Source organism: Paracoccus endophyticus (genome assembly GCF_003286075.1).
GTDB classification, from domain to species: domain Bacteria; phylum Pseudomonadota; class Alphaproteobacteria; order Rhodobacterales; family Rhodobacteraceae; genus Paracoccus; species Paracoccus endophyticus.
In genome coordinates, this window is sequence record NZ_QLUV01000015.1 from 1 (window position 1) to 26,058 (window position 26,058).

22 protein-coding genes, 3 tRNA genes and 1 riboswitch are annotated in these 26,058 nt (G+C 68.9%); of the genes, 16 read left to right on the forward strand and 9 right to left on the reverse strand.

Annotated features, from left to right (window positions below; all coding sequences use genetic code 11):
• The first annotated feature begins 111 nt into the window (after positions 1 to 111).
• Together DPQ23_RS13455 and DPQ23_RS15465 are read left to right on the forward strand one after the other, a co-directional pair.
• Entirely contained in the window at positions 112 to 924 is an 813-nt protein-coding gene (locus tag DPQ23_RS13455; protein WP_162630747.1) for a VapE domain-containing protein, read from the forward strand.
• Positions 925 to 1,356: 432 nt separating this feature from the next.
• Positions 1,357 to 1,962: a hypothetical protein gene (locus DPQ23_RS15465; protein ID WP_162630748.1), complete on the forward strand. Its 606-nt coding sequence runs from the start codon at positions 1,357 to 1,359 to the stop codon at positions 1,960 to 1,962.
• Positions 1,963 to 2,629: 667 nt separating this feature from the next.
• On the opposite strand, the gene DPQ23_RS15470 is transcribed toward DPQ23_RS15465, so the two are convergent.
• Complete coding sequence (locus DPQ23_RS15470; RefSeq protein ID WP_162630749.1) at positions 2,630 to 3,226, reverse strand: hypothetical protein; 597 nt, start codon at positions 3,224 to 3,226, stop codon at positions 2,630 to 2,632.
• A 110-nt stretch (positions 3,227 to 3,336) separates the two neighbouring features.
• Between DPQ23_RS15470 and DPQ23_RS13460 the strand changes: the two genes are divergently transcribed.
• A complete protein-coding gene (locus DPQ23_RS13460) occupies positions 3,337 to 4,341 on the forward strand; it encodes a hypothetical protein (protein WP_112875313.1) in 1,005 nt (334 codons plus the stop codon).
• Positions 4,342 to 4,740: 399 nt separating this feature from the next.
• Here the strand turns inward: DPQ23_RS13460 and DPQ23_RS13465 are convergent.
• Together DPQ23_RS13465 and DPQ23_RS13470 are read right to left on the reverse strand one after the other, a co-directional pair.
• Positions 4,741 to 4,815, reverse strand: a tRNA-Asn gene (locus tag DPQ23_RS13465).
• Between the two features lie 92 nt (positions 4,816 to 4,907).
• Positions 4,908 to 5,177, reverse strand: a complete 270-nt coding sequence (locus DPQ23_RS13470) for a DksA/TraR family C4-type zinc finger protein (protein ID WP_112875314.1) — start codon at positions 5,175 to 5,177, stop codon at positions 4,908 to 4,910.
• A 160-nt stretch (positions 5,178 to 5,337) separates the two neighbouring features.
• On the opposite strand from DPQ23_RS13470, the gene ihfA reads away from it, so the two are divergent.
• The 4 genes from ihfA to DPQ23_RS13490 all read left to right on the forward strand — a co-directional run bounded on the left by ihfA (position 5,338) and on the right by DPQ23_RS13490 (position 7,523).
• Entirely contained in the window at positions 5,338 to 5,637 is a 300-nt protein-coding gene (gene ihfA / locus DPQ23_RS13475) for an integration host factor subunit alpha (protein ID WP_112875315.1), read from the forward strand.
• Between the two features lie 2 nt (positions 5,638 to 5,639).
• The gene (locus DPQ23_RS13480; protein ID WP_112875316.1) at positions 5,640 to 6,230 is read left to right on the forward strand and encodes a MerR family transcriptional regulator; all 591 of its coding nucleotides are present in this window, start codon (positions 5,640 to 5,642) and stop codon (positions 6,228 to 6,230) included.
• Between the two features lie 64 nt (positions 6,231 to 6,294).
• A tRNA-Pro gene (locus tag DPQ23_RS13485) sits at positions 6,295 to 6,372 on the forward strand.
• A 53-nt stretch (positions 6,373 to 6,425) separates the two neighbouring features.
• Positions 6,426 to 7,523: a 2'-deoxycytidine 5'-triphosphate deaminase gene (locus DPQ23_RS13490; protein WP_112875317.1), complete on the forward strand. Its 1,098-nt coding sequence runs from the start codon at positions 6,426 to 6,428 to the stop codon at positions 7,521 to 7,523.
• On the opposite strand, the gene DPQ23_RS13495 is transcribed toward DPQ23_RS13490, so the two are convergent.
• The 5 genes from DPQ23_RS13495 to DPQ23_RS13515 form a co-directional block, all read right to left on the reverse strand.
• The gene (locus DPQ23_RS13495; RefSeq protein WP_112875318.1) at positions 7,504 to 7,722 is read right to left on the reverse strand and encodes a hypothetical protein; all 219 of its coding nucleotides are present in this window, start codon (positions 7,720 to 7,722) and stop codon (positions 7,504 to 7,506) included. The two genes, DPQ23_RS13490 and DPQ23_RS13495, sit on opposite strands and share 20 nt — an antisense overlap.
• Positions 7,723 to 7,736: 14 nt before the next feature.
• Positions 7,737 to 8,351 carry an SMC-Scp complex subunit ScpB gene (gene scpB / locus DPQ23_RS13500; RefSeq protein WP_240602775.1) on the reverse strand — a complete coding sequence of 205 codons (615 nt, stop codon included), beginning with the start codon at positions 8,349 to 8,351 and terminating at the stop codon, positions 7,737 to 7,739.
• Positions 8,352 to 8,374: 23 nt separating this feature from the next.
• Complete coding sequence (locus DPQ23_RS13505; protein ID WP_112875319.1) at positions 8,375 to 9,154, reverse strand: segregation and condensation protein A; 780 nt, start codon at positions 9,152 to 9,154, stop codon at positions 8,375 to 8,377.
• Between the two features lie 324 nt (positions 9,155 to 9,478).
• Positions 9,479 to 10,099, reverse strand: a complete 621-nt coding sequence (rpsD, locus tag DPQ23_RS13510) for a 30S ribosomal protein S4 (protein WP_112875320.1) — start codon at positions 10,097 to 10,099, stop codon at positions 9,479 to 9,481.
• A gap of 136 nt (positions 10,100 to 10,235) precedes the next feature.
• Entirely contained in the window at positions 10,236 to 11,453 is a 1,218-nt protein-coding gene (locus tag DPQ23_RS13515) for a multidrug effflux MFS transporter (RefSeq protein WP_112875321.1), read from the reverse strand.
• A gap of 223 nt (positions 11,454 to 11,676) precedes the next feature.
• Between DPQ23_RS13515 and DPQ23_RS13520 the strand changes: the two genes are divergently transcribed.
• Both DPQ23_RS13520 and DPQ23_RS13525 read left to right on the forward strand, forming a co-directional pair.
• A complete protein-coding gene (locus DPQ23_RS13520) occupies positions 11,677 to 12,099 on the forward strand; it encodes a DUF1489 family protein (RefSeq protein WP_112875322.1) in 423 nt (140 codons plus the stop codon).
• A gap of 42 nt (positions 12,100 to 12,141) precedes the next feature.
• A tRNA-Gly gene (locus DPQ23_RS13525) sits at positions 12,142 to 12,215 on the forward strand.
• 209 nt (positions 12,216 to 12,424) lie between these two features.
• Here DPQ23_RS13525 and DPQ23_RS13530 read toward each other — a convergent pair.
• Complete coding sequence (locus DPQ23_RS13530; protein ID WP_112875323.1) at positions 12,425 to 14,347, reverse strand: heavy metal translocating P-type ATPase; 1,923 nt, start codon at positions 14,345 to 14,347, stop codon at positions 12,425 to 12,427.
• A 129-nt stretch (positions 14,348 to 14,476) separates the two neighbouring features.
• Here DPQ23_RS13530 and DPQ23_RS13535 point away from each other — a divergent pair, with 129 nt between their 5' ends.
• The 7 genes from DPQ23_RS13535 to DPQ23_RS13565 all read left to right on the forward strand — a co-directional run bounded on the left by DPQ23_RS13535 (position 14,477) and on the right by DPQ23_RS13565 (position 25,950).
• Positions 14,477 to 20,077, forward strand: a complete 5,601-nt coding sequence (locus DPQ23_RS13535; RefSeq protein ID WP_112875324.1) for an alpha-2-macroglobulin family protein — start codon at positions 14,477 to 14,479, stop codon at positions 20,075 to 20,077.
• 22 nt (positions 20,078 to 20,099) lie between these two features.
• On the forward strand, positions 20,100 to 22,319 hold the full coding sequence (gene pbpC, locus DPQ23_RS13540) for a penicillin-binding protein 1C (protein WP_112875325.1): 2,220 nt from the start codon (positions 20,100 to 20,102) through the stop codon (positions 22,317 to 22,319).
• 50 nt (positions 22,320 to 22,369) lie between these two features.
• Positions 22,370 to 22,474: riboswitch (TPP riboswitch) on the forward strand.
• Between the two features lie 58 nt (positions 22,475 to 22,532).
• Entirely contained in the window at positions 22,533 to 23,327 is a 795-nt protein-coding gene (gene thiD / locus DPQ23_RS13545; protein WP_112875326.1) for a bifunctional hydroxymethylpyrimidine kinase/phosphomethylpyrimidine kinase, read from the forward strand.
• On the forward strand, positions 23,324 to 24,325 hold the full coding sequence (gene thiO / locus DPQ23_RS13550) for a glycine oxidase ThiO (protein WP_112875335.1): 1,002 nt from the start codon (positions 23,324 to 23,326) through the stop codon (positions 24,323 to 24,325). The genes thiD and thiO overlap by 4 nt, the downstream gene beginning before the upstream one ends.
• Positions 24,303 to 24,500, forward strand: coding sequence for a sulfur carrier protein ThiS (gene thiS / locus DPQ23_RS13555; protein WP_112875327.1), 198 nt, complete (start codon positions 24,303 to 24,305; stop codon positions 24,498 to 24,500). Before thiO ends, thiS begins: the two co-directional genes overlap by 23 nt.
• 3 nt (positions 24,501 to 24,503) lie before the next feature.
• Positions 24,504 to 25,268 (forward strand): thiazole synthase, encoded by a 765-nt coding sequence (locus tag DPQ23_RS13560; protein ID WP_112875328.1) that lies wholly within the window; start codon positions 24,504 to 24,506, stop codon positions 25,266 to 25,268.
• Positions 25,269 to 25,353: 85 nt separating this feature from the next.
• Positions 25,354 to 25,950: a thiamine phosphate synthase gene (locus DPQ23_RS13565; protein WP_112875329.1), complete on the forward strand. Its 597-nt coding sequence runs from the start codon at positions 25,354 to 25,356 to the stop codon at positions 25,948 to 25,950.
• Positions 25,951 to 26,058 lie beyond the last annotated feature (108 nt).

Genomic DNA, 26,058 nt, shown 5'->3' on the forward strand with positions numbered 1-26,058 from the left:
GTCTTGTAGGTCAGGCGTGTGAGTCTGCTCATGCCGACCAGCTACCATACCGGACTCACGACATGAATCACGGAAGGGATTTGTGCAACAGAGCCGGTGCCGGGTTGTCAAGTGGACACAACGCTGATGCTGTATCAAGCGGAAGGGGGCGCAGGTAAATCGACACTGGCAAAGATATTGGCAGGCGATCAGAAGTATTTTCTTGATGCATCGAAAGACTTGACAAGGGAGCATAGCGCCCTGATCCAATCGCTTTCAGGCAAGTGGATCATCGAACTTCCAGAAATGAAATCTGTTCGTTCTTCCGATATGGAGACAGTAAAATCATTCCTTACGACACAAACTGACACATACCGCGTTCCGTACGGCAAGCGTGATGATGACTACCCACGTCAAGGCGTGTTCGTTGCCACAACGAACAAGAAAGAGTTGCCAGATGATCCAGCACTATTGAGAAGATATCTTCCGGTAGAAATCAATAACGCTTTGCCCGAGGATCAACAAAAGACGGGAGAACTCAATCTTGATGCTTTAAGGCGTGACCGAGATCAACTTATGGCAGAGGCTTTTCATTGTTATAAATGTGGAGAGATATGGCATTTCACAAAGACAGACCCGCTATTGAAAGAAATAGAAGAACATAAACGACAGTTTGTTATGTCGGATAGTTATGTTGAGATAATAGTGGATCAACTCGGAAACAAGAGCGGTCAGTGGGGGATGGTAAACGAGTTGAACCTAACGGATGTATGCGATGTGTTAGGACTATCCAGCAAAGACAAGACAAACAACTTCACAAGATCAAGGGTGAAGAAAGCAATGATGAAGGTTGAGGGCTGGACACATTCTTATCCGAAAGGATTTGATAAGTGGACGAGAGATAGAAAGATGGCGTCTAAGTTCAGTGATATGAAAGCAGCTTGATCCTTCTCACCCAAAACACCGTCCTTCTCACCCAAAACACCGTCCTTCTCACCTCCTTCTCACCCGCATATCTTATAAAACATAATAAAAACAATGATTTATGAGATTTGGGTGAGCAGGTGAGCAGGTGAGCAGGTGAGCAGAGGTTCCTAAGACTCTGTGGGGAAAGGTGTGAAAGTTATTTTGAGGTGTTTTTGCATCATGTCGTCTGTGAGCGTGTAAAGGTGCGGTATCCTTCTCACCTTCTCACCTGTTGTTATAGATTGTTATATAAGTCCATGTATTTACTGGGTTTTCTTGACAACAGCACTCTAAAATGGGTGAGAAGGAGGTGAGCAGGATGACCTAAAAGGTGAGAAGGAGGTGAGCAGGATGGAGACAGGGACAGTGCAGCGATCAGGATTATATAACAAATAAATGGAGATTATAACGATGACATACGATTACAACGACAAATCAGTATCAACACGACGGCATCTATACAACTGCGTAGCTGGAACGGATGATTTCTGTAAAGAATGGATCAACAGTAAATCAGATAATGAGTGTGATATACTATGGGCTGACCTGACCTCATTCATCAAAGCAAGAAAGGAAAGATCAAATAAAGCGATTGGTCCTGCCTTTGACGAATGGTTGAAGATTCATTATCCGACAGAGTATCAGCGCAGGCAGAATATGTTAGATGAATTGTGGAGCGGCAAGCATCAAGAACTTGTAGATTACGACAAACTGAATGAAAAGGAGTTGCTTCTTTATTGGAAACTATCACTCAACAAGATCGAGCGTCATATGTTCAGTTGCCCAGAGTGGGAAGCATGGTCAGAGAAAGCAGAGGCGAGTCTTGTTAAATGGCTGCAAATGAAGGTCAGTCAAGAACGCATAGATCAGCTTGATATATCTGTGTTTGAGAAGGCAACTGAATATGCAGAGGCGAAGCTTATGATGACAGTTGATGCTCAAGGCTTCGTCATAGATGAACCTCTTAGTGATGATGAACTATTTGCAGAGTGGAAGGCAGAGAATAAACAGCCGTAGATTTTCCCCTTTTTGTCTGAATTTTTGCGCGAACATGAACGGAGACGGTTGCAGCAATCAGCACGTCTAACCAGAATCATGCCCCCGGATATGTTAGAAGGGCAGCGAGAATATCAAAGCATTGCCAGCAGTCAAGATCATTCGCTAAGAGGGGGGCATGTTTTTGCACTGATGAGTGATTGTCCTATACCGCTTCCCTCACAGCAAAATATTTTTACGACAAAATTTTACCTTTTTTGTCGAACTAATTTCACGCGATCATGCATCGTCGGTTGTGGTATCAAATCCGTTTCTGAAATCGAGGTATCCCCCGTAATCAAGAAGCATCACAAAGCACATCAAATCGCCATGATTACGTTATAAAAGGCGCATGATTGTGCTGAGATTGCACTATGATTATCGATCACTTTTCACGACTTGATCATCTAAAAACCCAGAAAACGCTGATGTTTTGGTATCAGCAGCCGCAAACTTTGACATTATTCTCGACGTTGCTGCGTGAACTACCATCGCGCGATGTATGCATGTCTATATAGGCAGGGGCAGGGTGCGGGGAGGGGTTTGCTTCCCGATACAACAACTTCTCGTTGATGATCATGTTCGCAGGTAAATATGGCTAATGATGCTTAATTCTGCACCTCACTGAAGATGTAGTTGAGTTCGGTCGCTAGTGATGTGCTTTGAAGAATTGGAAGGGCAATGGATAACTGTCTTTAGTCACGGCTTCGGACGGCATCCACCATGTGTACACAAAGAACAGCGCCGTAAAAATAACCCCAAGAATAACAGCCCACTTTGTAACCCGATATATATTCTCTCCCCGTTTAACTCTCTTCCACTCAAACTTCAGAAGGGTTTTCGCTGCAGCACAAAAGTTCTGTTCCTCTCTCCTTATGTTCTCTGGTGTAAGTTGCTCGTTCTTCTCTGACAGTTTCTCGAACTGCTCCATTGCGGCCAGCATATCCTTGGCTGGTTGCTCTTTGTCGTTCACACGCAGTTTTATGCCGTGGCTTGCTTGATTGAGTAACCTGTAATATTCAAGCAGATTATCTTGTCCAGAGGACTTATCTACCTTTTTGAGTCTTACGGTATCACAAATTGCATTGATGTTAACTAGGTATAAAATTACACAATCACGAAGATCATTGATCCAAGCTTGACGAAAATCCGACACCTTTTGTTCTTTACTAATAACAAGACTCATTAAGGAAACGAGCCCTGCGATGAAGGCGGCGCCTACAGCACCTATACTAATATCGTTCATCAGCAGCCTTTCAGGATGTGTAAGCGGTGGCTGTAAGACCTAGCAACTAGCTTGTGTTGTGCAGGATTTCTTGCTTCTTGTTGGTGCGGCGCCATTGATGGCCATGGATCATGCAAGAGGGGGAGTCTGTGCAGGAAGCTCTTACATTTCACTTCGAAGGTTCGCTTGCGGACGAGCACAAGTTGAACTTTTATGAGTCCGCTCGCTTTCAATATGCTGCGGCTCGCCTGCTCGTCAAGCTTGCTCAGTTCCGCCAGCATGGTAAATTTAACAAGAATATCTCAAGTAAATCAAACTTTGATGTAAATATTCTAGTCCCCACCAGAGGCTCTTTCAATATCAATGTCGAAGATGAACATCAGGGCAATCCTGACAATCAGTTCATTGACGTTTCTCTTGGGGACTTGGTGTCATTTGTAAGTGAAAGAGTTGTGGAGAAATTAGATGAGACTTCGCTGAAGGGTTCAGGCGTTGGTAAGGCTCTCAGAGCCAAGGATGTCCAGCCTGACGGCGACTCCACAGTCGATGATATAGTTCAGAAAGTTATCGCTGATGGAGGCGCGTTGGCCGACATTCCTTCCAATCTCCGAGCCTTAGTAAAACGGAGGGTTGCTGAAGTGTCGAGGGAGGAGAGTCTCCTTCACAAATCTGCGTCCATCTCTAAAATTGACTTTGCGCGCGGTCAGAACTTGGTTTCGATGGCTGCGCCGCTGATGAGTGAAATGGCGACCGCACTTCGCCGCAGTGCAGATACGCTTGAGGTTAAATCTAATACGGCTGGGGTGTCGAGGACCGTTTTGTTTTTGGATCAGCGCATGGCATCAGAAATCGAGACAGCGGTAGTTGATGAAGATGTTACGCTTATTCTTTGCAACGTTATTCAGTTTAATAAGGATAACGGTTGGGGTAAAATCAGGTTCGATAACACGTCGAACAATGGGAGTGATTTAGTCAGCTTCAGTGTCCCGTATGATATCCTGCCATATACAAAGCAGACGCTCATCGCTGCGATGAATAAGGATCAGGTTTATATACAGGCGTATTTTGTCAGAGACCGGGCCGGACGTGTAAACCGCCTAATTGTCGCAGGCATTCTGCCCGCTCCCTCAACATAAACTCTTTGATGGGATGATTTGTCTAGTTCGTGGTGAACTAAAGCTTGCCCGCGCCTTGAACCGGCACGGGCAGGTTGTGCGTCCGATGTTGCACGAGACCTTTTTTGACCCGGCTGTCCTTAACAGATCGATCCCCATCATGTCGTCCCCGAGAGTGCGTGTTGGATGGTGTCGGTTACGGCAGAGGAGAGCAGTCTTGACTGTATACCTTTGGGCTTCAACCGTCAGGCCTGATGTTTAGGACCATAGTTTGTCAAGGCGTCGAGGCTACGGCAGCGGCAACCAGAACCATTGACCGCTGTTAAATGGCACTATGTCGATTGTTGGGTATCTTGTAGGGTAGCTTTGCTACCGTGTGTCAGAAAAGCCAATCATAACAAGCTGTTAAGCGATGAAGATTGGCTCCGGCGGTAGGGATCGAACCTACGACCAATTGATTAACAGTCAACTGCTCTACCGCTGAGCTACGCCGGAACACGGGGGCCGTCTAGCATCGGGCACAGGGGCCGTCCAGAGGGTGCAGGCGAAAATTTCGCGGCGTCTCGCGGGCGGTTTTCCGGCCGCCGTCACCTCAGCTGGCTGTCCTTGGACCCGCGTCGGTTGATGCCCGTGGCGGGGCGGACCGTGCGGTCCGAGGCCGACTGGCAGTCGATGCACAGCGTGACGCCGGGCTGGGCCTGCCGGCGCGCCTCGGGGATCGGCTCGTCGCATTCGGCGCAGGCGCGCCGGCTCTCGCCCGCTGGGCGCACCCGCGCGCGGGTGCGCTCGATCGCCTCGCGGGTGCTGACCTCGATCTGCTCGTTGACGGCCCCGTCCTGCGTCCATCCGCCCGCCATGCCCTTGCCCCCCACCCTTCCTGTCCTGACCCCGACAGATCTAGGGCCGGCCAGGGCGGGCGCAAGCGCCGAGGGGGACGATCCGGGAACGATCCGCCAGCGCGACGGTTGACTCGGACCCCGGGTGACACCATCCTGCCTGCAACGGAAAGGCTATCCCATGAGCGACAAGACCCTGACCCGCATGGATCTGGCGGAAGCCGTCTTTCGTGAGGTGGGGCTGTCGCGCAACGAAAGCGCGCAGATGGTCGAAAGCGTGCTGAGCCATATCTCGGACGCGCTGGTCCGGGGGGAACAGGTCAAGATTTCGTCCTTTGGCACCTTCTCGGTGCGCGCCAAGAACGAACGGATCGGCCGCAATCCCAAGACCGGGGAGGAGGTGCCGATCACGCCCCGACGCGTCCTGTCGTTCCGGCCATCGCACCTGATGAAGGAACGCGTCGCGGCCGGCAACAAATAGCCATGACCAAATCCCCGCAGGCGTTTCGCACCATCGGCGAGGTTTCGCGGGCCGTGGGCGTGGCCACCCATGTGCTGCGCTATTGGGAAACGCAGTTCCCGCAGCTTGCCCCTGTCAAGCGGGCCGATGGCCGCCGCTATTACCGCCCCGAGGATGTGCAGCTGGCCGCCGGCCTGTGCGAGATCCTGCGCGAGCACGGGTTGACGATCAGGGGCGCCCGCCGCCTGATCGCGCCGGATCGCGGCGCTGCGGTGCGGGCGCGTGGCGCGGCCCGGCTGGGCGAGGCAGCCGCGGGCACGCCGGCGCACCCGGACACGGCGGACAGTCTGGCCATGGCGCTGGACCGGGCCCCCGCAGGCGATCACGCGACGCCGGCGGCGCCAGAACCCGGCGCAGTCCGCCCGGCGCTGGCCACCGATGCGGGTGCGGACGGCGAGGGCTCCGGTTCGGTCCTGCTGCTTGGCCGCCTGGCCCTGACCGCTGCCGCGCTGCGGGCGCACGGGGCCCCCCTGCCCCACGGCGCCAGCGAAATCGCACGGCGGCTGCGGGACTGTCACGACCGGATGCGGGGCGCGCCCAGCGCCGCGCGCTGACCGCACGGATATTTTCCGACGGCCCCTTGTGCCCGCTGAACCCTTCGATCTATATGGCCGGCGTCGGGCCGTGGCGCAGTCTGGTTAGCGCGTCCGTCTGGGGGGCGGAAGGCCGCGAGTTCGAATCTCGCCGGCCCGACCATCACGAAACGCCCACCCCGTCCGGGGTGGGCGTTCGCTTACAGGGGTTCGGTGGTGAACGGTGTTCTGCCCGACAGTGCGCTGGCACGGCTGATCGATGCGGGCGCGATCCGCGCCGACCGGCCGATCACCCCCGACCAGATCCAGCCTGCCAGCCTTGACCTGCGCCTTGGCGCGACCGCGTGGCGGCTGCGCGCCTCGTTCCTGGCCGGGCGCGGACGACGCATCGCCGACAGGCTGGCCGATTTCGAGATGCATCGCATGGACCTGACCGACGGGGCCGTGCTGGAAAAGGGCTGCGTCTATCTGTTGCCTCTGGTCGAACGGCTGGCGCTGCCGGCGGGCCTGGACGCGGTGGCGAACGCCAAGTCCTCGACCGGGCGGCTGGACCTTCTGACGCGCCTCGTGACCGATGACGGGACCGAATTCGACCGCCTGCCCGCGGGGTATGACGGGCCGCTGTATGCGGAAATCTGCCCGCGCAGCTTTTCGGTGCTGGTGCGACCCGGGATGCGCCTGAATCAGCTGCGGCTGCGGCAGGGCCAGGCGGTGCTGGACGACACCGCGCTGGCTGCGCTGCACGCGGCCGAGCCGCTGGTGGACGGCACGCCGCTGATCGACGAGGGCCTGGGGTTTTCCGTCGATCTGCGCCCCGGTGCGGGCACGGACGATGGCGATCTGGTCGGCTATCGGGCGCGGCCGCACACCGGCGTCATCGACCTGGACCGCATCGCTGCCTATGACCCGCGCGATTTCTGGGACGCGCTGCGCACGACCGAGGCGCGTCTGATCCTGGACCCAGGCGCGTTCTACATCCTCGTCAGCCGCGAGGCGGTGACGATTCCGCCCGATTATGCCGCCGAGATGTCGCCCTATCTGGCGATGGCGGGCGAGTTCCGGGTCCATTACGCGGGGTTTTTCGATCCCGGCTTCGGCCACGGCACGGGACGCGGCGCGCGCGGCGTCCTCGAGGTGCGCTGCCACGAGGCGCCCTTTGCGCTGGAACACGGGCAGGTCGTGGGGCGGCTGGTCTATGAACGCATGGCCGCGCGGCCCGACCGGCTGTATGGCGCGGGGATCGCCTCGAACTATCAGGGCCAGGGGCTGAAGCTGGCCAAGCAGTTCCGCCAGATCAGCGCATGCGGCGGGTGATGCGCGCGGCCTGACGGGCGCGCTTGACGGCGTCGCGCGTGGCCTTGGCCTGCCTTTGCGACGCCGGTGTCGCCTTGCCGGCCGAAGCGGGGCCGCCCGACAGGCGCGCGACCTTGTCGATGCCCTTCTTCATTCCCCGGCGCAGCATCCGGTTCCTCAGCATCCGCCCGAACCGGCCGAAAATCGTGCCAATCTTCATCGTGTCAGTCCTTGTCAATCGCCGAACAGATCGCAGCCCGGTTCCTCTGCGGCAACGATATCGGCCTGTGCACCGCCCGCCGCAAGGGCCAGCCGCGGCCCTGCGGGGGGCCGCGGGTCAAGCAGGCCGGCCGCGCGCAGCTCGCCCAGGCCCGGCAGGTCACGGGTGCTGGCCAGGCCGAAGTGGTCCAGGAACGCCTCGGTCACGACGAAGGTCACGGGGCGGCCCGGCGACGGGCGGCGCCGGCCCAGCCGCACCCAGCCCATGTCGATCAGCTGGTCCAGCGTGCCGCGCGACAGGGCGACGCCCCGGATCTCCTCGATCTCGGTGCGCGTGACCGGCTGGTGATAGGCGACGATGGCCAGCACCTCGGTCGCGGCGCGCGACAGGCGGCGCGTCTCGATCACCGCGTCCTGCATCAGAAACCCCAGGTCGGCGGCGGTGCGAAAGGCCCAGGCATCCCCCACACGCGCCAGCTCGACGCCGCGCCCGTCATAGCGGACCCGCAGCCGGGCCAGCGCCTCGGCCGGATCGCAGCCGGCGGGCATCCGCGCCGCCATGTCCCGCAGCGTCAGGGGCTGGGACGCGGCGAACAGCAGCGCCTCGACCATGCGCTCCTGCTCGGGCATCGGCGGAAAGGGGGCGTTGCCCGTCACGGCTTCGCCCGGACCGAGATGGGGGCAAAGCTCGCCTCTTGCCGGATGTCCAGCCGACCCTGCCGCGCCAGTTCCAGCGACGCGGCAAAGGTCGAGGCGGTCGCGGACCGCCGCCGCGCGGGGTCGCCGCCCCACCCGTCGGGCAGGAACCCCGCAAGGTCGGTCCAGTCGCCTGCAAAGCCGATCAGGCGGCGCATCCGCTCCAGCGCCTCCTCCAGTGTCCAGACATCGCGGCGGTCAAAGGCATAGGGGCGAAACTCGTCGCGGGTCCGCAGGCGGGCATAGGCCTGCATCAGGTCGATCAGCCCCGCCTGCCAATGCACGGTGCGGGTCCGCGCCACGGCTTCCGGCGCGCCGCGCACGAACCGGTCCCGCCCCAGCCGCGGCCGCGCCATCAGGCGCGCCGCCGCATCGCGCATCGCGGCCAGCCGGTCCAGTTGGAACGCCAGATGCGCGGCCATGTCGTCGGTGGACGGTCCCTCGGCCGCGGGATCGGGGGGCAGCAGCAGCCGCGACTTCAGAAAGGCCAGCCACGCCGCCATGACCAGATAGTCGGCCGCCAGTTCGATCCGCAGGGCGCGCGCCCGATCGACAAAGACAAGGTATTGCTCGGCCAGCGCCAGAACACTGATCTGCATCAGGTCGACCTTTTGCGTGCGCGCCAGGGTCAGCAGCAGGTCCAGCGGCCCGTCCCACCCCGGCACGTCCACGATCAGCGCCTCGTCCGACGGCAGAGGGGCGGCGGAATCGTGCACTGTCGGGGCCGGTCCGTTCATGCGCGCAAGGTCGGGGATAGGGGGCGGCCTGTCAACGACCGCCCCCCGCGCGAGGCATGTCAGACGAAAATGAAGTCGGCGGCGTCGATCAGCCGACAAAATCCACAAAACGCTCGTGATCGGGAAAATCTTGCAGGCGACAGGCGATGGGAACGGTCAGATCGAACGCCTGTCCCATCCGGATCGTGGCCAGGAAATCGTGCGCCATCCGAAAAGATGCCTTGGCCTGACAGGACGGCAGCCCCGGATCGCCTCGATAATGCCAAGGCTTTTAACGAAAAAGGCCGCCCGGAAGGGCGGCCCTGTTGCTTGCTGAACTGCCGATCAGTTCTTGGCGTAGTATTCGACGACCAGGTTCGGTTCCATCTGGACCGCATAGGGGACGTCGCCCAGCGCGGGCGTGCGCACGAAGGTCGCGGTCATCTTGTTGTGGTCCACGTCCAGATAGTCGGGCACATCACGCTCGGCCAGGCCGATGGCCTCAAGCACCAGGGTCATCTGGCGCGACTTGTCGCGCACGCTGATCACGTCGCCTTCCTTGACGCGATAGGACGCGATGTTCACGCGCTTGCCGTTCACCTGCACATGGCCGTGGTTCACGAACTGGCGGGCCGCCCAGATGGTCGGCACGAACTTGGCGCGATAGACGACGGCGTCCAGGCGGCGTTCCAGCAGGCCGATCAGCATCTCGCCGGTGTCGCCGCGCAGGCGCTCGGCCTCGGTATAGATGCGGCGGAACTGCTTTTCGGTCAGGTCGCCGTAATAGCCCTTGAGCTTCTGCTTGGCGCGCAGCTGGGTGCCAAAGTCCGACAGCTTGTTCTTGCGGCGCTGGCCGTGCTGGCCCGGGCCGTATTCGCGCTTGTTCACCGGGGACTTGGCGCGGCCCCAGATGTTTTCGCCCATGCGGCGGTCAAGCTTGTACTTGGCAGCGGTGCGTTTGGTCATCGCTGATCTCCTTCGTTCGCTATGAAGGGCGTTGTCCTTTGCCGTTGACCGCCAGGGTCGCGGGCCGACAGGATTCCCCTTGCGGGGGCCACCAACACCAATGGAAGCGGCGCTTATAGCCTTGCGCGATCCGGTGTCAACCCGCGCCGGTCGCCATCCGGCCCATGATGGCCCAGGCCAGGATCGAGCAGGCCAGCGTGGCCACCGTCACGGGAATGGCCGTGCCGCCATAGGCCAGGCCCACGGGCGCCGCGATCAGCACGGCCGCCAGCGTGGACAGCGCCGACGTCACGGACGCCGTCGTTCCCGCCAGATGGCCCATCCGCTGCATGGCGATGGCATTCAGGTTGCCGAACGTCAGCCCGGCCATGGTGAACACGCTGACCGCCCACAGAAAGAACGCCGCAAACCGCAGCGAGCCGGGCAGCGCCCCGGTCAGCAGCGCCGCCAGAAACAGCGTCGAGACGACGATCTGCATCGCATAGGCCCAGCGCGCCAGCCGGTGCATGCCCAGCCGCATGACCAGCCGGGCGTTCAGGACGGTGCCTGCGCCCGACAGCAGCGCCATCGCCGCGAACCACAGCGGAAAACTGTCACCCCGCCCATACGCCTCGGCGAACAGCTGCTGGGCCGAACTGAGCAGCGCGAACATCTGCCCGAACCCCAGCGACAGCACGACCGTGCACAGCACGACCTCGCGGTCCGACAGCACCTCGCGCACGCCCGCGGCCAGCGTGGACAGCCGCAGCGGCCGGCGGTGCGCGGGCGCCAGCGTTTCCGCCTGCCGCAGCCACATCCACGCCAGACCGGCAAGGCCGAAGGCCAGGAAGGCCCCGAACACCGCCCGCCAGCCCCCCAGGGCGATGAACCCCTGCCCGATCGAGGGCGCAAGCGCCGGGATCAGGATGAACACCATCATCACAAAGCTGGTGATCCGCGCCATGTCGCGCCCCTGGTACAGGTCGCGCACCAGCGCCATGCCGACGATGCGGGGCCCGGCCGCGCCGATCCCCTGAACGAACCGGGCCAGCAGCAAAAGCTCCAGCGACTGCGCGAACAGCGCGGCCAGGGTGGCGGCCAGATAGACCGCAAAGCCCACCGCCATGGCGGGCTTGCGCCCGATCGCATCCGACAGCGGCCCCGCAAACAGCGTGCCCAGCCCCATGCCGGCGACGAACGCAGTCAGGATCAGCTGCGCCCGGTTCACGTCGTCCGGGGTCAGCTCGGCCGCGATCTGCGGCAGGGCCGGCAGCATGGCGTCGATGGAAAACGCGATGACGGCGAACAGGAACGCCAGCATCGCCACGAACTCGGGCAGGGCCAGCCGATGCGGCGGGCGGGTCGGATCGGTCATGGGGGCATCCCTGAGGCGTCACGCGGGCCTAATCCCGCCGCGGCCGCGGCACAAGGCCGCGCGCCCCGCCCCAGCGCCCCGCCCCAGCGGCCCGCCCCAGCGGCCCGCGCCTGCGGGCAGGACGCGGGCGGCGCAGCGCGGCCGGCGGGGCGGCCGGCGGACCGGCGCCGCAGCCTTGTCCTTGCCCCTGTTGCCGGGCCGAGGGGCCGCCTATATCGCGGCCATGTCCCCATCCCTGCACATGATCAAGCTTTGCGTCGGCGCCGATGGCCCGGCCGATCTGGAACGCTGGCAGCGCGACCGCTTTGGCGATGGCCCGGCGCGCCACGTCACCCGCATGTGGCCGCGCCGCCAGGACGAGCTGCTGGGCGGCGGTTCCATCTTCTGGGTGTTCCGCGGGACGATGCTGGCCCGCCAGCGCCTGATCGGGTTCGAGGAGGAGCGCGGCGGCGACGGCATCCTGCGCTGCGCGCTGATCCTGGACCGCCAGGTGGTCCGCGTCGCGGGCGTGCCGCGGCGGGCGTTCCAGGGCTGGCGCTATCTTAGCCCCGCCGATGCGCCTGCGGACCTGCCCGAGGGGCGGGCCGAGGAAGCCCCCCTGCCCCCCCAGCTTGCCCGCGAACTTGCGGCCATGGGGCTGCTGTGACCGCTTGACCCCGGCCCCGCACCGCGCTAGCCACGGCACGTCGCGGGTGTAGCTCAATGGTAGAGCAGAAGCTTCCCAAGCTTACGACGAGGGTTCGATTCCCTTCACCCGCTCCACTCTCTCTTGTTTCCCCGGGTCGGACGTCGCGCGTGACAGCCCCGGTTCACGGCCTGCGGGCTGCCGCGCCATGACAGGGGCGGTGGGACCGCAAGGGGCCGCACCCGCGTCCCGATAGGCGTTGCAGCCGTCCCGGGGTGCCCGCGCGACGCCCGCAACCGCAGGACGCTTGCGGCCCTCCTGTGGCCTGTTGCGCAGGCAACGGCGCTCAGCCCGCGCCGCGTGGCAGGGCCACAGCGGCGGTGCTGTCGGGGCGGTCCGCCGTGACGTCGATGCGCAGCGCGCGCAGGGCGTTCAGGATCACGGCCACGTCGATTGCCTCTTGCAGCAGCGCGCCCTGCACGGGCGTCAGCCAGCCCAGCGCGGCGGCGATCATTCCGGCGACCGACAGTCCGATGCCCCAGGCCACGCTTTGCAGCGCGATGGCGCGGGACCGGATGGCGATGCGATGGCCGTCCGCCAGCGGACCCAGGCGATCCACCAGCAGCACGACATCCGCCGCCTCGGCCGAGGCGGCGGCTCCGTGCGCGCCCATCGCCACCCCGATGTCGGCCGCCGCCAGGGCCGGGGCATCGTTGACGCCGTCGCCGACCATCATCACCGGGCCGGCCTCGCGCTCGGCCGCGACCAGCCGCAGCTTGCCCTCGGGCGTCATGTCGGCGTGAACGGCGTCCAGGCGCAGCCCTTCGGTCACGGCCAGGGCGACGGCCCGCCGGTCCCCGGTCGCCAGCACGATGCGCGCGATCCCCTGCCCCCGCATCCGCGCCAGCGTGGCCGCAATGGCGGGACGCAGCCGGTCGGCCAGTTCGATCCGCCCGGCCGGGCGCCCGTCCAGGGCGACATCGGCGACCGCCGCGCCCGCCGGCGCCGCCACTGCGACGCCGCCCGCCGTCGCAGGTCCCGGCCGCGCAGGTGCGGCCCCGGCGATCTGCCGCGACACGAACCCGGTTCCGCCCACGGCGACGATGCGACCGTCCACGCGGCCGACCAGCCCTTCGCCGGGCGTTTCCTCGACCGCCTCGGGCGTGCTCAGCGCCAGGCCGCGGCCCTGCGCCGCGGCGACGATCGCCTGCGCCATGGGATGGCCTGACGCCTGCTCCAGCCCCGCGGCCAGGGCCAGCACCGTGGCTTCGTCCCAGCCGGGGGCGCAATGGATCGCCGCGACGCGGGGGCGGCCGTCGGTCAGGGTGCCGGTCTTGTCCAGGATCAGGACGCGGGCGCGGGCCATCGCCTCCAGCGCGCGGCCGCCCTTGATCAGCACGCCGGCGCGTGCCGCGCGCGACAGCCCGGCGACCAGCGCCACGGGCACCGCCAGGATCAGCGGGCAGGGCGTCGCCACGACCAGCACCGCCACGGCCCGCACCGGATCGCCGCTCAGCGCCCAGGCCGTCCCGGCGATGGCGATCGCTGCGGCCAGGAAGCCCAGCGACCAGCGGTCGGCCAGCCGCGCCATGGGCGCGCGCGACCGCTGCGCGGCCTGCACCAGCCGGACGATCCCGGCATAGGTGCTGTCGGCCGCCAGCCGCGCCGCGATCAGGTCGAAGGCCGCGCCGCTGTTGGTCGCGCCGCTCATCACCTCGGCGCCCGCGGGATGGCGCACCGGCAGCGGCTCTCCGGTCAGGGCCGACTGGTCCAGCAGCGCGCCCGGCCCCGGCCCCACGGCGCCGTCCACGGGCACGATTTCGCCCTGCCGGATCAGCAGGCGGTCCCCCGGCGCGATGGCGTCCAGTGGCACCTCGGCCAGACCGTCCGGGCCGTGGCGCAGCGCGCTGCGCGGCACCCGGTTCAGCAGGGCCGTCATCTCGCGCCGGGCGCGGCCCTCGGCGAACTGCTCCAGCACGCTGCCGCCCGTGTACATCACCGCGACCACCGCCGCGGCCAGCGTCTCGCCCACGGCCAGGGCCGCGGTCATCGACAGGGCGGCGACGATGTCCAGCCCGACCTCGCGCGCGCGCAGGGCGCGCACGATCTCGGCCAGCAGGGCCGCCAGCACGGGCAGGACCGCGCCCGTCCAGACAAGGCCCGCCGCGTCGGGCCGTCCCGCCGCGGCCATCGCCAGCCCCCCTGCAAGTCCCGCCAGCGCAAAAGCCAGCAGCAGGCGGCCGGGACGGTCGGGTGAAGGCAGGGTCATGGGGCTGTCCCGTCATGGCAAGGGCCGCGGCAGGCTGGCAGATCGGCGCACGGTGTCAATCGCCGCCCCGTTGCCGCAGGGCCCGGATCGTGGCACCGTGCGGCCATTCACGCAGCAAGGGGGGACGCGATGGGCCACGGGATCGCAGCGGCGCGCGGTTGGCTGGCCGTCGCAGCCCTGATGCTGGCTACGTCCGTCGCACCGGCCCGGGCGCAGGACGCCGGCCCGCTGGCCGCGCCGGCCCTGCCCGACCGGCGTGTGGTGCTGGTCGAGGCGATCGACCTGCCGGGCGGCGATCTGGCCTCGGTCTTCGACACGACGCAGGCGGCGTGCGTGCTGGCCTGCGTGGCCCGTGCGGACTGCGCGGCGGTCACTTACAACGCCCGCTCGCGCGCCTGCTTCCTCAAGGCGGCGGCCTCGGGGCCTGTTCCGTTCCCGGGCGCGCTGTCCGGGCCGGTCGTCGCCGCGGACCCTGCGCTGCAGGACCGCGCAACCGGCCGGCTGGCCGGCGCCGGGCCATGGCTGACCGAGGACGACCGTCGCGCCGCCCGTCGGCAGGCAGCCGAGCTGGGGCAGCTTTATCCCGGCAACGGCACGGGGGCGGACGCGATGCGGACCGCCGCCTTGCAGGCGGGCGCGGCGGGCGACGCGACCGCGATGCTGCGCTGGCTGGGCGCGGTCGCCGCGCTGACCGATGCGGCGTCCGACTGGACCGCGCTGGCGCAGGCGATGGGGGCCGCGGCCGACCCGCCCGGCGCAGACCGGGACGCGGCGATGGCCGGTGCCGCCCGCGCGGCCTGGCTGAACGCGTGGCTGCGCGATCCCGGGACGGGCGCGCCCGCCCTGCGCCGCTGGGCCGCGCTGGCCGAGGCAGAGGGCCGCGGCCGCGATGGCCTGATGGCGCTGCGGCTTGCCGCGACCGCCGCGCCGGGCGACCCCGACGTCGCCGCCGACCTTGCCGGGTTCGAGGAACGCCACGGGTTCCGCGTGACCGACAGCCGCGTCGATGCCGACGCCCCCGATCCCCGCGCCTGCGCGATGTTCTCGCAGGAACTGGCCGCGGGCGTCGATATCCGCCCGTTTGTCGCGCTGCCCGACCCCGCGCTTGCGGTCGAGGCGCAGGGGTGGGAGCTGTGCGTCACCGGCATGCCGCGCGGCCAGGCGGTCACGTTCACCCTGCGTCCGGGCCTGCCCGCAGCCAGCGGGGACACGCTGGCCAAGGCCGTGCCGCTGACGCTGTATGTGCGCGACCGCGCCCCCCAGGCCCGCTTTGCCGGCCGCAGCTATGTGCTGCCCGCGACGGGCGACCAGGGGCTGACGCTGCGCACGGTGAACGCGGCGCGCGTCGATCTGACGCTGTACCGGATGTCGGACCGCAACATCGTGCGCGCCCTGCGCGAGGGCATCTTCGCCACCCCGATCGACGACTGGAAGGCGGACGTCTTCACCAGCCAGATCGGCGCGCGGGTCTGGGCCGGGCAGGCCGAGGTCGCGCCCCCGCCCGGCAGCGGCAGCCATCCGGTCAACGCCGAGGTGGCAACCCGGCTGGACCTGCGCGTCGCCGCGGGCCCCCTCGACCCCGGCGTCTATGCCCTGACGGCCGCCGTCCCCGAGGGGGGCGAGCGCAGCCCGGCGGCGACCCAGTGGTTCATGATCTCGGACCTGGGGATCAGCAGTTGGTCGGGCAGCGACGGGCTGACGGTCGCCGTGCGCGGCCTGTCGGACGCCGCGGCCCGCGCGGGGATCGAGGTCGCGCTGATCTCGCGCGGGAACGCGGTGCTGGGCACGGCGCTGACGGACGCCGAGGGCATCGCGCGCTTTGACGCCGGGCTGACCCGCGGGCAGGACGCCAGCGAGCCTGCCGTGCTGGCCGCGACGCGGCGCGACGGCGGGCGCGTGGCGGATCTGGCGTTCCTGTCGCTGCTCGATCCCGAGTTCGACCTGTCGGATCGGGGCGTCGAGGGCCAGCCCCCCGCGCCCCCCATCGACGTGTTCGTGGCGCTGGACCGGGGCGCCTATCGCGCGGGCGAGGTGGCGCAGGCCACGATCCTGACCCGCGACGACACCGCCCGCGCCATCGACGGGCTGCCCCTGACGGCGGTCGTGCTGCGCCCCGACGGCGTCGAGCACGCCCGCCTGCTGGCCGCGCCCGCGGGTGCTGGCGGCTATACGCTGGCGGTGCCGATCCCCGACACTGCCCCGCGCGGCGCCTGGCGCATCGACCTGCGGGTCGAGGAACAGGGCGACCCCCTGGCCACCGCGCGCCTGCTGGTCGAGGATTTCCGCCCCGAGCGCATCGACTTTGCGCTGGACCTGCCCGCCGCGCCGCAGCCCGCCAGCACCCCCGTCGTGGCCGAGATCGCCGCGCGCTGGCTGTTCGGCGCGCCCGCCGCCGACCTGCCGGTCGAGGGCGCGCTGCGCCTGACCCCCGCCAGCGCACTGCCGGGGTTCGACGGCTATGTCTTCGGCCGCCACGACGACCCCGCCTCGCCCCAGGTGGTGGCGATGCCGGCCGGGCGCACCGACGCGCAGGGCCGGTTCGCCGCCCGCGTGGACCTGCCGCCCGCGCTGTCGCAGGCCGCCCGCCCGCATGAGGCGCGGCTGACCCTGTCGGTGCGCGAGGGCGCCGGCCGTCCCGTCGAACGCAGCGCCACGCAACTGATCCTGCCGGGCCGAACGGCGGTCGGGATCAGGCCCGGCTTTGCCGACGGCACGGTCCCCGAGGGGGCCGAGGCCGCGTTCCAGATTCTGGCCCTGGGACCGGACCTCGCCCCGCAGGCCACGCCCCTGGACTGGGTCCTGAACCGGGTCGAGACGAGCTATCAGTGGTATGCCATCGGCGGCGACTGGACCTGGGAACCCCTGACCCGCCGCACCCGCGTGGCAGGCGGCGCGCTGGCGGCGCCAGCCGGGCCGGCCGCGCTGTCGGTGCCGGTGGACTGGGGCCGGTACGAACTGGTCGTGACCGCGCCCGACGGGGCCGAAAGCGCGCTGCTGTTCGACGCGGGCTGGGGCGCGGTCAGCGCGGGCACCGATACGCCCGACCGGCTGCGGGTGACGCTGGACCGCCCGGCCTATCGCGCGGGCGACACCGCGCGCGTCACGGTCGAGGCCGCCGCGGACGGCGTGGCCGTTGTGTCGGTGCTGGCCAGCCGCGTCATCGCCCTGCGCACCGTGCCGCTGATCAGGGGCCTCAACAGCGTCGCGCTGCCGGTGACGGACGACTGGGGGGCGGGCGTCTATGTCGCGGTCAGCGCGATCCGCCCGCTGGCCGCCGACGCGGGCCGCGCGCCGGTGCGGGGCCTGGGGATCGCTCACGCCGCCGTCGATCCGGCCGCCCGCCGCCTTGCCGCCGCGCTGACGGTCCCGGCCGAGGTGGGTCCGCGGGGGTCCGCCCCGGTGACGCTGGCGGTGTCCGGCGCGGCGCCGGGGGCCACCGTTCACGCAACGGTCTGGGCCGTGGACCAGGGCATCCTGAACCTGACCGGCTATCAGCCGCCCTCGGCCAGCGACCACTACTTCGGCCAGCGGCGGCTGGGCGTGGGGCTGCGCGACCTGTATGGTCGGCTGGTCCTGCCCGGCGGGGCGGCCGACGGCAGCGTCCGGTCGGGGGGCGACGCGGCCTCGATGCAGACGCAGGCGCCGCCGCCCACGGAAAAGCTGATGGCGTGGTTTTCAGGCCCGCTGGTGCTGGACGACCGGGGCCGCGCCACGGTTCAGGTGCCGCTTCCCGATTTCAACGGCACGGTGCGGGTCATGGCCATCGCCTGGACCGACGGCGCTGTGGGGCAGGCCGACGCCACGATGCTGGTGCGCGACCCGGTGGTGATGACCGTCACCGCGCCCGCCTTCCTTGCGCCGGGCGATGTGGCGCAGGCGCAGGTCCGCCTGTCCCATGTCGCGGGTCCCGCGGGGCAGGTGACGCTGGCTGCCCTGCCCGGCCCCGCCGACCGCGAACCCGGCCCGGCCGAGGAAGGGGCCGCCCCCGCCGACATGCCGCGCGTTTCGCTGGCGACCTCTGGCCTGCCCGAGGCGGTCATGATGGCCGATCGCCAGCAGATCGACCTGCCGCTGACCCTGACCGCGCCCGAGGCCGAGGGCACGGCGCGCCTGCGCCTGTCGGCCACGCTGCCCGATGGGCGCGTCGTGACCAAGGATCTGACGATCCCCGTCCAGCGCCAGGACGCCGCGGTGACGCGCAGCCTGCGCCTGACGCTGGCACCGGGCGCGGCGGGGGTGGCGGTCGATCTGTCGGCGCTGGGGCTGTTCCGCCCGGGGACCGGCCGGGTCGCCCTGACCATCGGCCCCTATGCCCGGCTGGACGTGGCCGGGGCGCTGGCGCGGCTGGCGCGCTATCCCTATGGCTGCACGGAACAGATCGCGGCGACGGCCCTGCCGCTGCTGTACGCCGGCGCCCTGATGCCGGACGGCGCAGCCCCCCTGCCCGGCGCCGACCCTGCCGCGATCGATCAGGCCGTGGCGCAGGTCCTGACCCGCCAATCCTCGGGCGGGGGGTTCGGGCTGTGGACGGCCGAGGCGGGCGACCGCTGGCTGGACGCCTTCGTGACCGATTTCCTGGCGCGCGCCCGCGCCGCGGGCCACGCGGTCCCCGACCAGCCGTTCCGCGCCGCCCTGACGAACCTGCAGAACGGCCTGAACGCCGCGCCCGAACCGCAGTTCGCCGACCCCGACGAGAACGCCGCGACCGCCTATGCCGCCTATGTCCTGGCGCGAGAGGGGACGGCCGTCATCAGCGACCTGCGCTATTACGCGGATACGGGGGACAAGGGCTTTGCCACCCCGCTGGCCGCCGCCCAGCTGGGCGCGGCCCTGGCCGCTGTGGGCGACAGCGCGCGGTCGGACAGGATGTTCCGCCGTGCGCAGGCGCTGTCCGACCAGGGGCAGGACGACGCGGGCCGGCTGCGGCGGGATTACGGCACGCTGCTGCGCGACCGGGCCGGCGCGCTGGCGATGGCGGCCGAGGCGGGCAGCCGGGCGCTGGACCGCGATGCCGTGGCCGCGCAACTGGCCGCCGACATCGACGCCCGCCGGGACGCGGGCGCGCCCCTGTCCACGCAAGAGGCGACCTGGACCGTGCTGGCCGCGCAGGGCCTTGCGTCGGGCGCGGATGCGGGCGGCGGCGTCACCCTGTCGGGCGCGCCCCTGTCGTCCCCGGTGCAGGACCTGGGCGAGGCGGGCGCGCTGCCCCCGGTGGTGCTGGGTAACACCGGGCCGGCCCCGGCCGAGGTGACGATCGGCGCGACCGCCGTTCCCGCCGTCGCGGTGGCGGCGGGGGGCACCGGCTTTGGCATCACGCGGCGCTATTTCACGCCCGAGGGGCAACCGGCAGACCCCGCGCGCCTGCCGCTGGGGACGCGGCTGGTCGCCGTGATCGAGGTCACGCCCTTTGCCCCCGCCGACGGGCGGCTGATCGTCGCGGACCCCCTTCCCGCGGGATTCGAGATCGACAATCCCAACCTGCTGGCTCAGGGCGAGGTCGAGGGGCTGGACTGGCTGGGCGGCACGGGATGGGCCGACATGGCCGAGTTCCGGCAGGACCGCTTTGCCGCCGCCCTCACCCTGACCGGGACCGACCCGGTCCGGCTGGCCTATCGCCTGCGCGCGGTGACGCCCGGCACGTTCCACCACCCGGCTGCCACCGTCGAGGATATGTACCGCCCCGACCGGCGCGGCTGGACCGACGCCGGAACCACGGTGATCGCTCCGTGACCCAGGGGGCAAGGGCGCGGCCATGATCCGCCCTGCGCCCGGCGCGCCCGACCCCGCCAGCCCGCGCGCGGCGACGCCCCCGCCCGCCCGCGCCGCCTCAGGGCCGGACGCGGCCCCGGCGGGCAGCGGGTCAGCGCCCGCGCCCGACCCGCGCACCGCGGGGCGGCGGCTGGTGGCACTGGCGGTCGCGCTGGCGCTGACCGCCGCCCTGGCCGACACGGGCCGCGACTGGCTGTCGGCGTGGATCGACGCGACCGTCCTGCCGCCGCTGACGGTTGCGACCGGGACCGAGGTTCTGGCCCGCGACGGCAGCCTGCTGCGCGCCTTTCCGGTGGGTAACGGACTGTGGCGGCTGGCCCCGCCGGCGACCGGCGTGGACCCGCGCTTTGCCGCCATGCTGATCGCGTGGGAGGATCGGCGCTTTGCCACCCACGGGGGCGTCGATCCCCGCGCGGTGCTGCGCGCGGGCTGGCAGGCGCTGCGGCACGGGCGCGTCGTTTCGGGCGCCTCGACGCTGACGATGCAGACGGCGCGGCTGCTGGAACGCGGGCCGACCGGGGACGCGGCGGGCAAGCTGCGGCAGGTGCGGGTGGCCCTGGCGCTGGAACGGCGGCTGGACAAGGCGCGCATCCTGGACCTGTATTTCCGCCTCGCCCCCTATGGCGGCAACACCGAAGGGGTGCGGGCGGCCAGCCTGATGTGGTTTGGCAAGGAACCGGGCCGGCTGACGCCCGCGGAATCGGCGCTGCTGGTCGCGCTGCCCCAGTCCCCCGAGGCGCGGCGCCCCGACCTGCCCACGGGGCGCGCCCGCGCCCGCACCGCCCGCGACCGCGTGATCGCCCGCGCCGAGGCGCAGGGCATCCTGACGGCCGAGGCCGCGGAGACCGCCCGCGCGACCCCCCTGCCAACCGTCCGGCGCCCCTTTCCGGCCCATGCGCCGCTGCTGGCCGACCGGCTGCGGCGCGAACACCCCGGCGCGGTCCGCATCGACACCACGCTGGACCCGGTGCTGCAACGCGCGGCCGAGGATCTGGCCGCCCGCGCCGTAGCAGACCAGCCCGCGCGCCTGTCCGCCGCCCTGATCCTGGCCGACCACCGCAGCGGCGAGGTGCTGGCCCATGTCGGCGCGGCGCAGTTCACCGACGGCCCCTCGGGCGGGTATCTGGACATGACGCACGCCCTGCGCTCGCCCGGATCGACGCTGAAGCCGCTGGTCTATGCGCTGGGCTTCGACGACGGCCTGGTCCACCCGGAAACGCTGATCGAGGACCGTCCCGCCGTCTTCGGCCGCTGGCAGCCCGAGAACTTCGACCGCCGCTTCCGCGGCACGGTCACGATCCGGCAGGCGCTGGCGGAGTCGCTGAACATCCCCGTGGTGCGGGTGGCCGAACGGCTGGGGCCGGCGCGGATCGTGGCCGGGCTGCGCCGCGCCGGCGTGTCCGTCCGGGTGGCAGGCGACGTGCCCGGCCTTGCGCTGGTGCTGGGGGGCGGGGGCGCCTCGCTGCACGATCTGGTGCAGGGTTACGCGGCGCTGGCGCGCGGGGGACAGGCGGTGGGGCTGCACGTCCGCCCGCAGCCTGCGCCCGCGCCCGACCGGGGCGACCGGGTCGTCGGTCCGGTCGCGGCCTGGCAGGTGGGCGCGATCCTGGGAACGCTGCAACCCCCCGGCGGACGCGCGGCGGGGCGCGTCGCGTGGAAGACGGGCACCAGCTATGGCCACCGCGACGCGCTGGCGATCGGCTATGACGGCCGCTTTGTGGCGGGGGTCTGGATGGGCCGCCCGGACGGCACGCCGGTTCCCGGCGCCTTTGGCGGGGACCTTGCCGCGCCGGTGCTGTTCGACCTGTTCGACGCGCTCGGCCCCCGCGCCCGCCCGCTGCCGCCGCCGCCGCCCGCGGCGCTGACGGTGCCCAATGCCGCCCTGCCCCCGGCCCTGCGCCGCTTTGTCCCCGCAGGCAGCGCGCGCCCCCCCGATCCCGCCGCCCCGGTGCCAGAGCCGCTGTCCATCATCTTTCCCCCCGACGGCGCCGAGGTGGAACTAGCCGGCGACCGCCTGGCCGTCCGCGTCCGCGGCGGCCGTGCGCCTTATACCTGGCTGCTGGACGGCCGCCCCGTCGCCGTGGGGCAGGCCGATGCCGTGGCCGACCTGCCCGCCGGGCCGGGCCACGGCCGGCTGTCGGTCACGGATGCGGCGGGGCGCAGCGCGCGCGTGGGCATCCGCCTGCTGCGCCCGGGCGGCTGAGGGGCGCGCATCGCGCTTGCAGGGCCGCGGCGGGGCGGCTATGCTGACCGGAACGCTCGTTGGGGCGCCCCGCGCGGGGCTGAGATGTGCCAGGCACAGCACCCATCGAACCTGATCCGGGTCATGCCGGCGAAGGGAACGGGTCGTCGCAGCCGCAAACCGCGGCCCGGTTTCCCCCTTTGCACGCGCGCGGCCCCTGTGTGGGGGAATGACATGGCGATCGCGCTGACCATCGCGGGGTCCGACAGCGGCGGCGGGGCGGGCATCCAGGCCGACCTCAAGACCTTCTCGGCGCTGGGGATCTATGGCGCGTCGGTGCTGACGGCGATCACGGCCCAGAACACCCGCCGCGTCACCGCGGTCGAAGGCGTCTCGCCCCCCCTGATCCGCGCCCAGATCGACGCGGTGCTGGACGACCTGGACGTGCGGGCGGTCAAGATCGGGATGCTGGGCACGCAGCCGGCGACCGTCGCCGTGGCCGAGGGGCTGGCCCGCTGCGCCCGGCCCGTGGTCCTGGACCCGGTGATGATCGCCAAGTCCGGGGACGCGCTGATCGACGACGACGCGGTGCAGGCGCTGCGCGCGCTGCTGATCCCGCGCGCCACCGTGCTGACTCCCAACCTGCCCGAGGCCGCGCGCCTGCTGGACGCGCCCGGGGCCGCGACCGAGGCCGACCGGCTGGACCAGGCCCGCGCCCTGCGCGCGATGGGCGCTGGTTGGGTCCTGATGAAGGGCGGCCACGCCGCGGGCCCGGACTGCGTCGATCTGCTGGTCGGGCCGCAGGTGCTGCGCCTGACCGCGCCCCGCCTCGACACGCGCAACACCCACGGGACCGGGTGCAGCCTGTCGTCGGCCATCGCCGCCGGTCTGGCGCGCGGGATGGACGTGCCCGCCGCCGTCGCCCGCGCGCATGGCTGGCTGCAGGGCGCCATCCGTGCGGCGGGCGGGCTGCGCGTCGGGTCGGGTCATGGCCCGGTGCATCATTTCCACGAATGGTGGGCGGCATGACGGACCGCGACCCGCAGCGCGTGACGGTCCTGGGGGCGGGGGTCATGGGCCTGACTGCGGCAACCGAGCTGTCGGGGCGCGGTCACGCGGTCACGCTGGTCGATCCCGCGCTCGGCCCCGGGGGGCACGGCTGTTCCTGGTGGGCGGGGGGCATGCTGGCGCCGTGGTGCGAGTTCGAGAACGCCGAGGAGCCGGTGCTGCGGCACGGGCAGTCCGCCATCGACTGGTGGGACCGCAACGCCGGCGGCGTCGCCCGCAACGGCACGCTGGTCGTCACGCTGGGCCGCGACCGGCGCGAGCTGGACCGCTTTGCCCGCCGCACGCACGGGTTCGAGGCCATCGGCGGCAATCGCCTGGCCGAACTGGAACCGGATCTGGGCGGACGCTTCGACCGGGCGCTGTTCTTTCCGGCCGAGGCGCATCTGGACCCGCGCGCCGCGATGGCGGGATTGCAGGCGGGGCTGGCCGCGCGCGGGATCGCCGTCGCGGACCGGATGCCGGACGACGCGGGCCGGCTTGTGGACTGCCGCGGGCTGGCTGCGCGCGACATCCTGCCCGACCTGCGCGGCGTGCGGGGCGAGATGCTGGTCCTGCGCTGCCCCGACATCGCCCTGTCGCGGCCGGTCCGGCTGCTGCATCCCCGGGTGCCGATCTATCTGGTGCCGCGCGGGGACGGCGTCTTCATGCTGGGGGCGACGATGATCGAAAGCGACCGGCGCGGCGTCGTCACCGCACGATCCGTGATGGAACTGCTCAGCGCGGCCTTCGCCCTGCATCCGGCGTTCGGCGAGGCCGAGATCGTCGAGACGGGGGCCGATGCCCGCCCCGCCTTTCCCGACAACCTGCCCCGGATCGGACGGGCGGGCGACCGGCTTTACGCGAACGGGCTTTACCGCCACGGCTATCTGCTGGCCCCTGCCCTGGCCATGCAGCTGGCCGACCACATCGACACGGGCGAACGACCGGAGTTCTGGCATGAGACTGACGATCAACGGTGAGACGCGCGACCTGGACGCCGCCACGGTGGCCGAGGCGCTGGCCGCGCTGGGCCTGGGGGATGCGCGCGTGGCGACGGCCCTGGACGGCACGTTCGTGCCCGCCGCCCTGCGCGCGGCGACGCCGCTGACCGCCGGCTGCGCGCTGGAAATCGTCGCGCCGATGCAGGGGGGCTAGGGCGTGCCGGTCTTTTACGGAACCACCGTGGACAGCCCGCTGATGCTGGGCACCGCGCAGTATCCCAGCCCCGCGATCCTGGCGGCGGCGTTCCGCGCGTCGGGTGCGGGCGTCGCCACGGTCAGCCTGCGGCGCGAGGCCGGCGGCGGCCAGGATTTCCTGCGCCTGATGCAGGGACTGGGCGTGCGCCTGCTGCCCAACACCGCCGGCTGCCACACCGTCCGCGAGGCCGTGACCACCGCCCACATGGCGCGCGAGCTGCTGGGCACCGACTGGATCAAGCTCGAGGTGATCGGCCACACCGACCTGCTGGCCCCGGACGTGTTCGCGCTGGTGGATGCCGCGCGCGAGCTGTCGGCGCAGGGCTTCAAGGTGTTTCCCTATTGCACCGAGGATCTGTCGGTCTGCGGGCGGCTGCTGGATGCGGGCTGCGAGGTGCTGATGCCGTGGGGCGCCCCCATCGGGTCGGGACTGGGGCTGAACAACCCCCACGGGCTGACCGCCCTGCGCGCGGCGTTCCCCGACGTGCCGCTGGTGGTGGATGCCGGCATCGGCCTGCCCAGCCACGCCGCCCGCGCGATGGAGATGGGCTTTGACGCCGTGCTGCTGAACACGGCCGTCGCCCGCGCCGGCGATCCGGTGGCGATGGCCCGCGCGATGGCGCTGGCGGTGGACGCGGGCCGGGCCGCGCGCGCGGCCGACCCGATCGAGTCCCGGGACATGGCTGTGCCCTCGACCCCCGTGATCGGAAAGGCGTTCCTGGCATGACCCGCGCGCCCTGCCGGCAGAACCGCCGCCCGCCCATGCCCGCGGGAACTGCCCTTCCTGCCGCGGCCCGTGCGGGGGCAGGCCGGTGATCCTGCCCCGGTTCTATCCGGTCTTCGACAGCGCCGACTGGGTGGCGCGGGCGCTTTCGGTCGGCGTGCGGCTGGTGCAGTTGCGGATCAAGGACAGCCACGACGACGCCCTGCGGGCGGAAATCGCATGCGCCCGCGACCTGGCGCGCGCGGCGGGCGCGGCGCTGGTCGTGAACGACCACTGGCAACTGGCCATCGAGCTTGGCTGCGACTGGCTGCACCTGGGACAGGAGGATCTGGACACCGCCGACCTGCCCGCGATCCGCGCGGCCGGGCTGCGGCTGGGGGTATCGACCCACGACGACGCGGAACTGGACCGCGCGCTGTCGGTCCGGCCCGATTATGTGGCGCTGGGGCCGGTCTGGCCCACGATCCTCAAGCAGATGCCCTGGGCGCCGCAGGGCCTTGGCCGGGTCAGCGACTGGAAGGCCCGCGTGGGGTCGGTGCCGCTGGTCGCCATCGGCGGTCTGACGCCCGAGCGTGGCCGGGCCGCGCTTGAGGCGGGCGCCGATGTGGTGGCCGCGGTCACGGACATCACCCTGAACCCCGACCCCGAGGCGCGGATGCGCGCGTGGCTGAGGATGACCGCATGATCCCGAACGCCCCCGTTCCGGCCCGCCCAAAGGCCGCAGCCAGGACCACGGCCCGGCAGAACCGGGTTTCCCCCGGCGGCACCCCCGCCGCGCCGGCGCGCCCGGCGA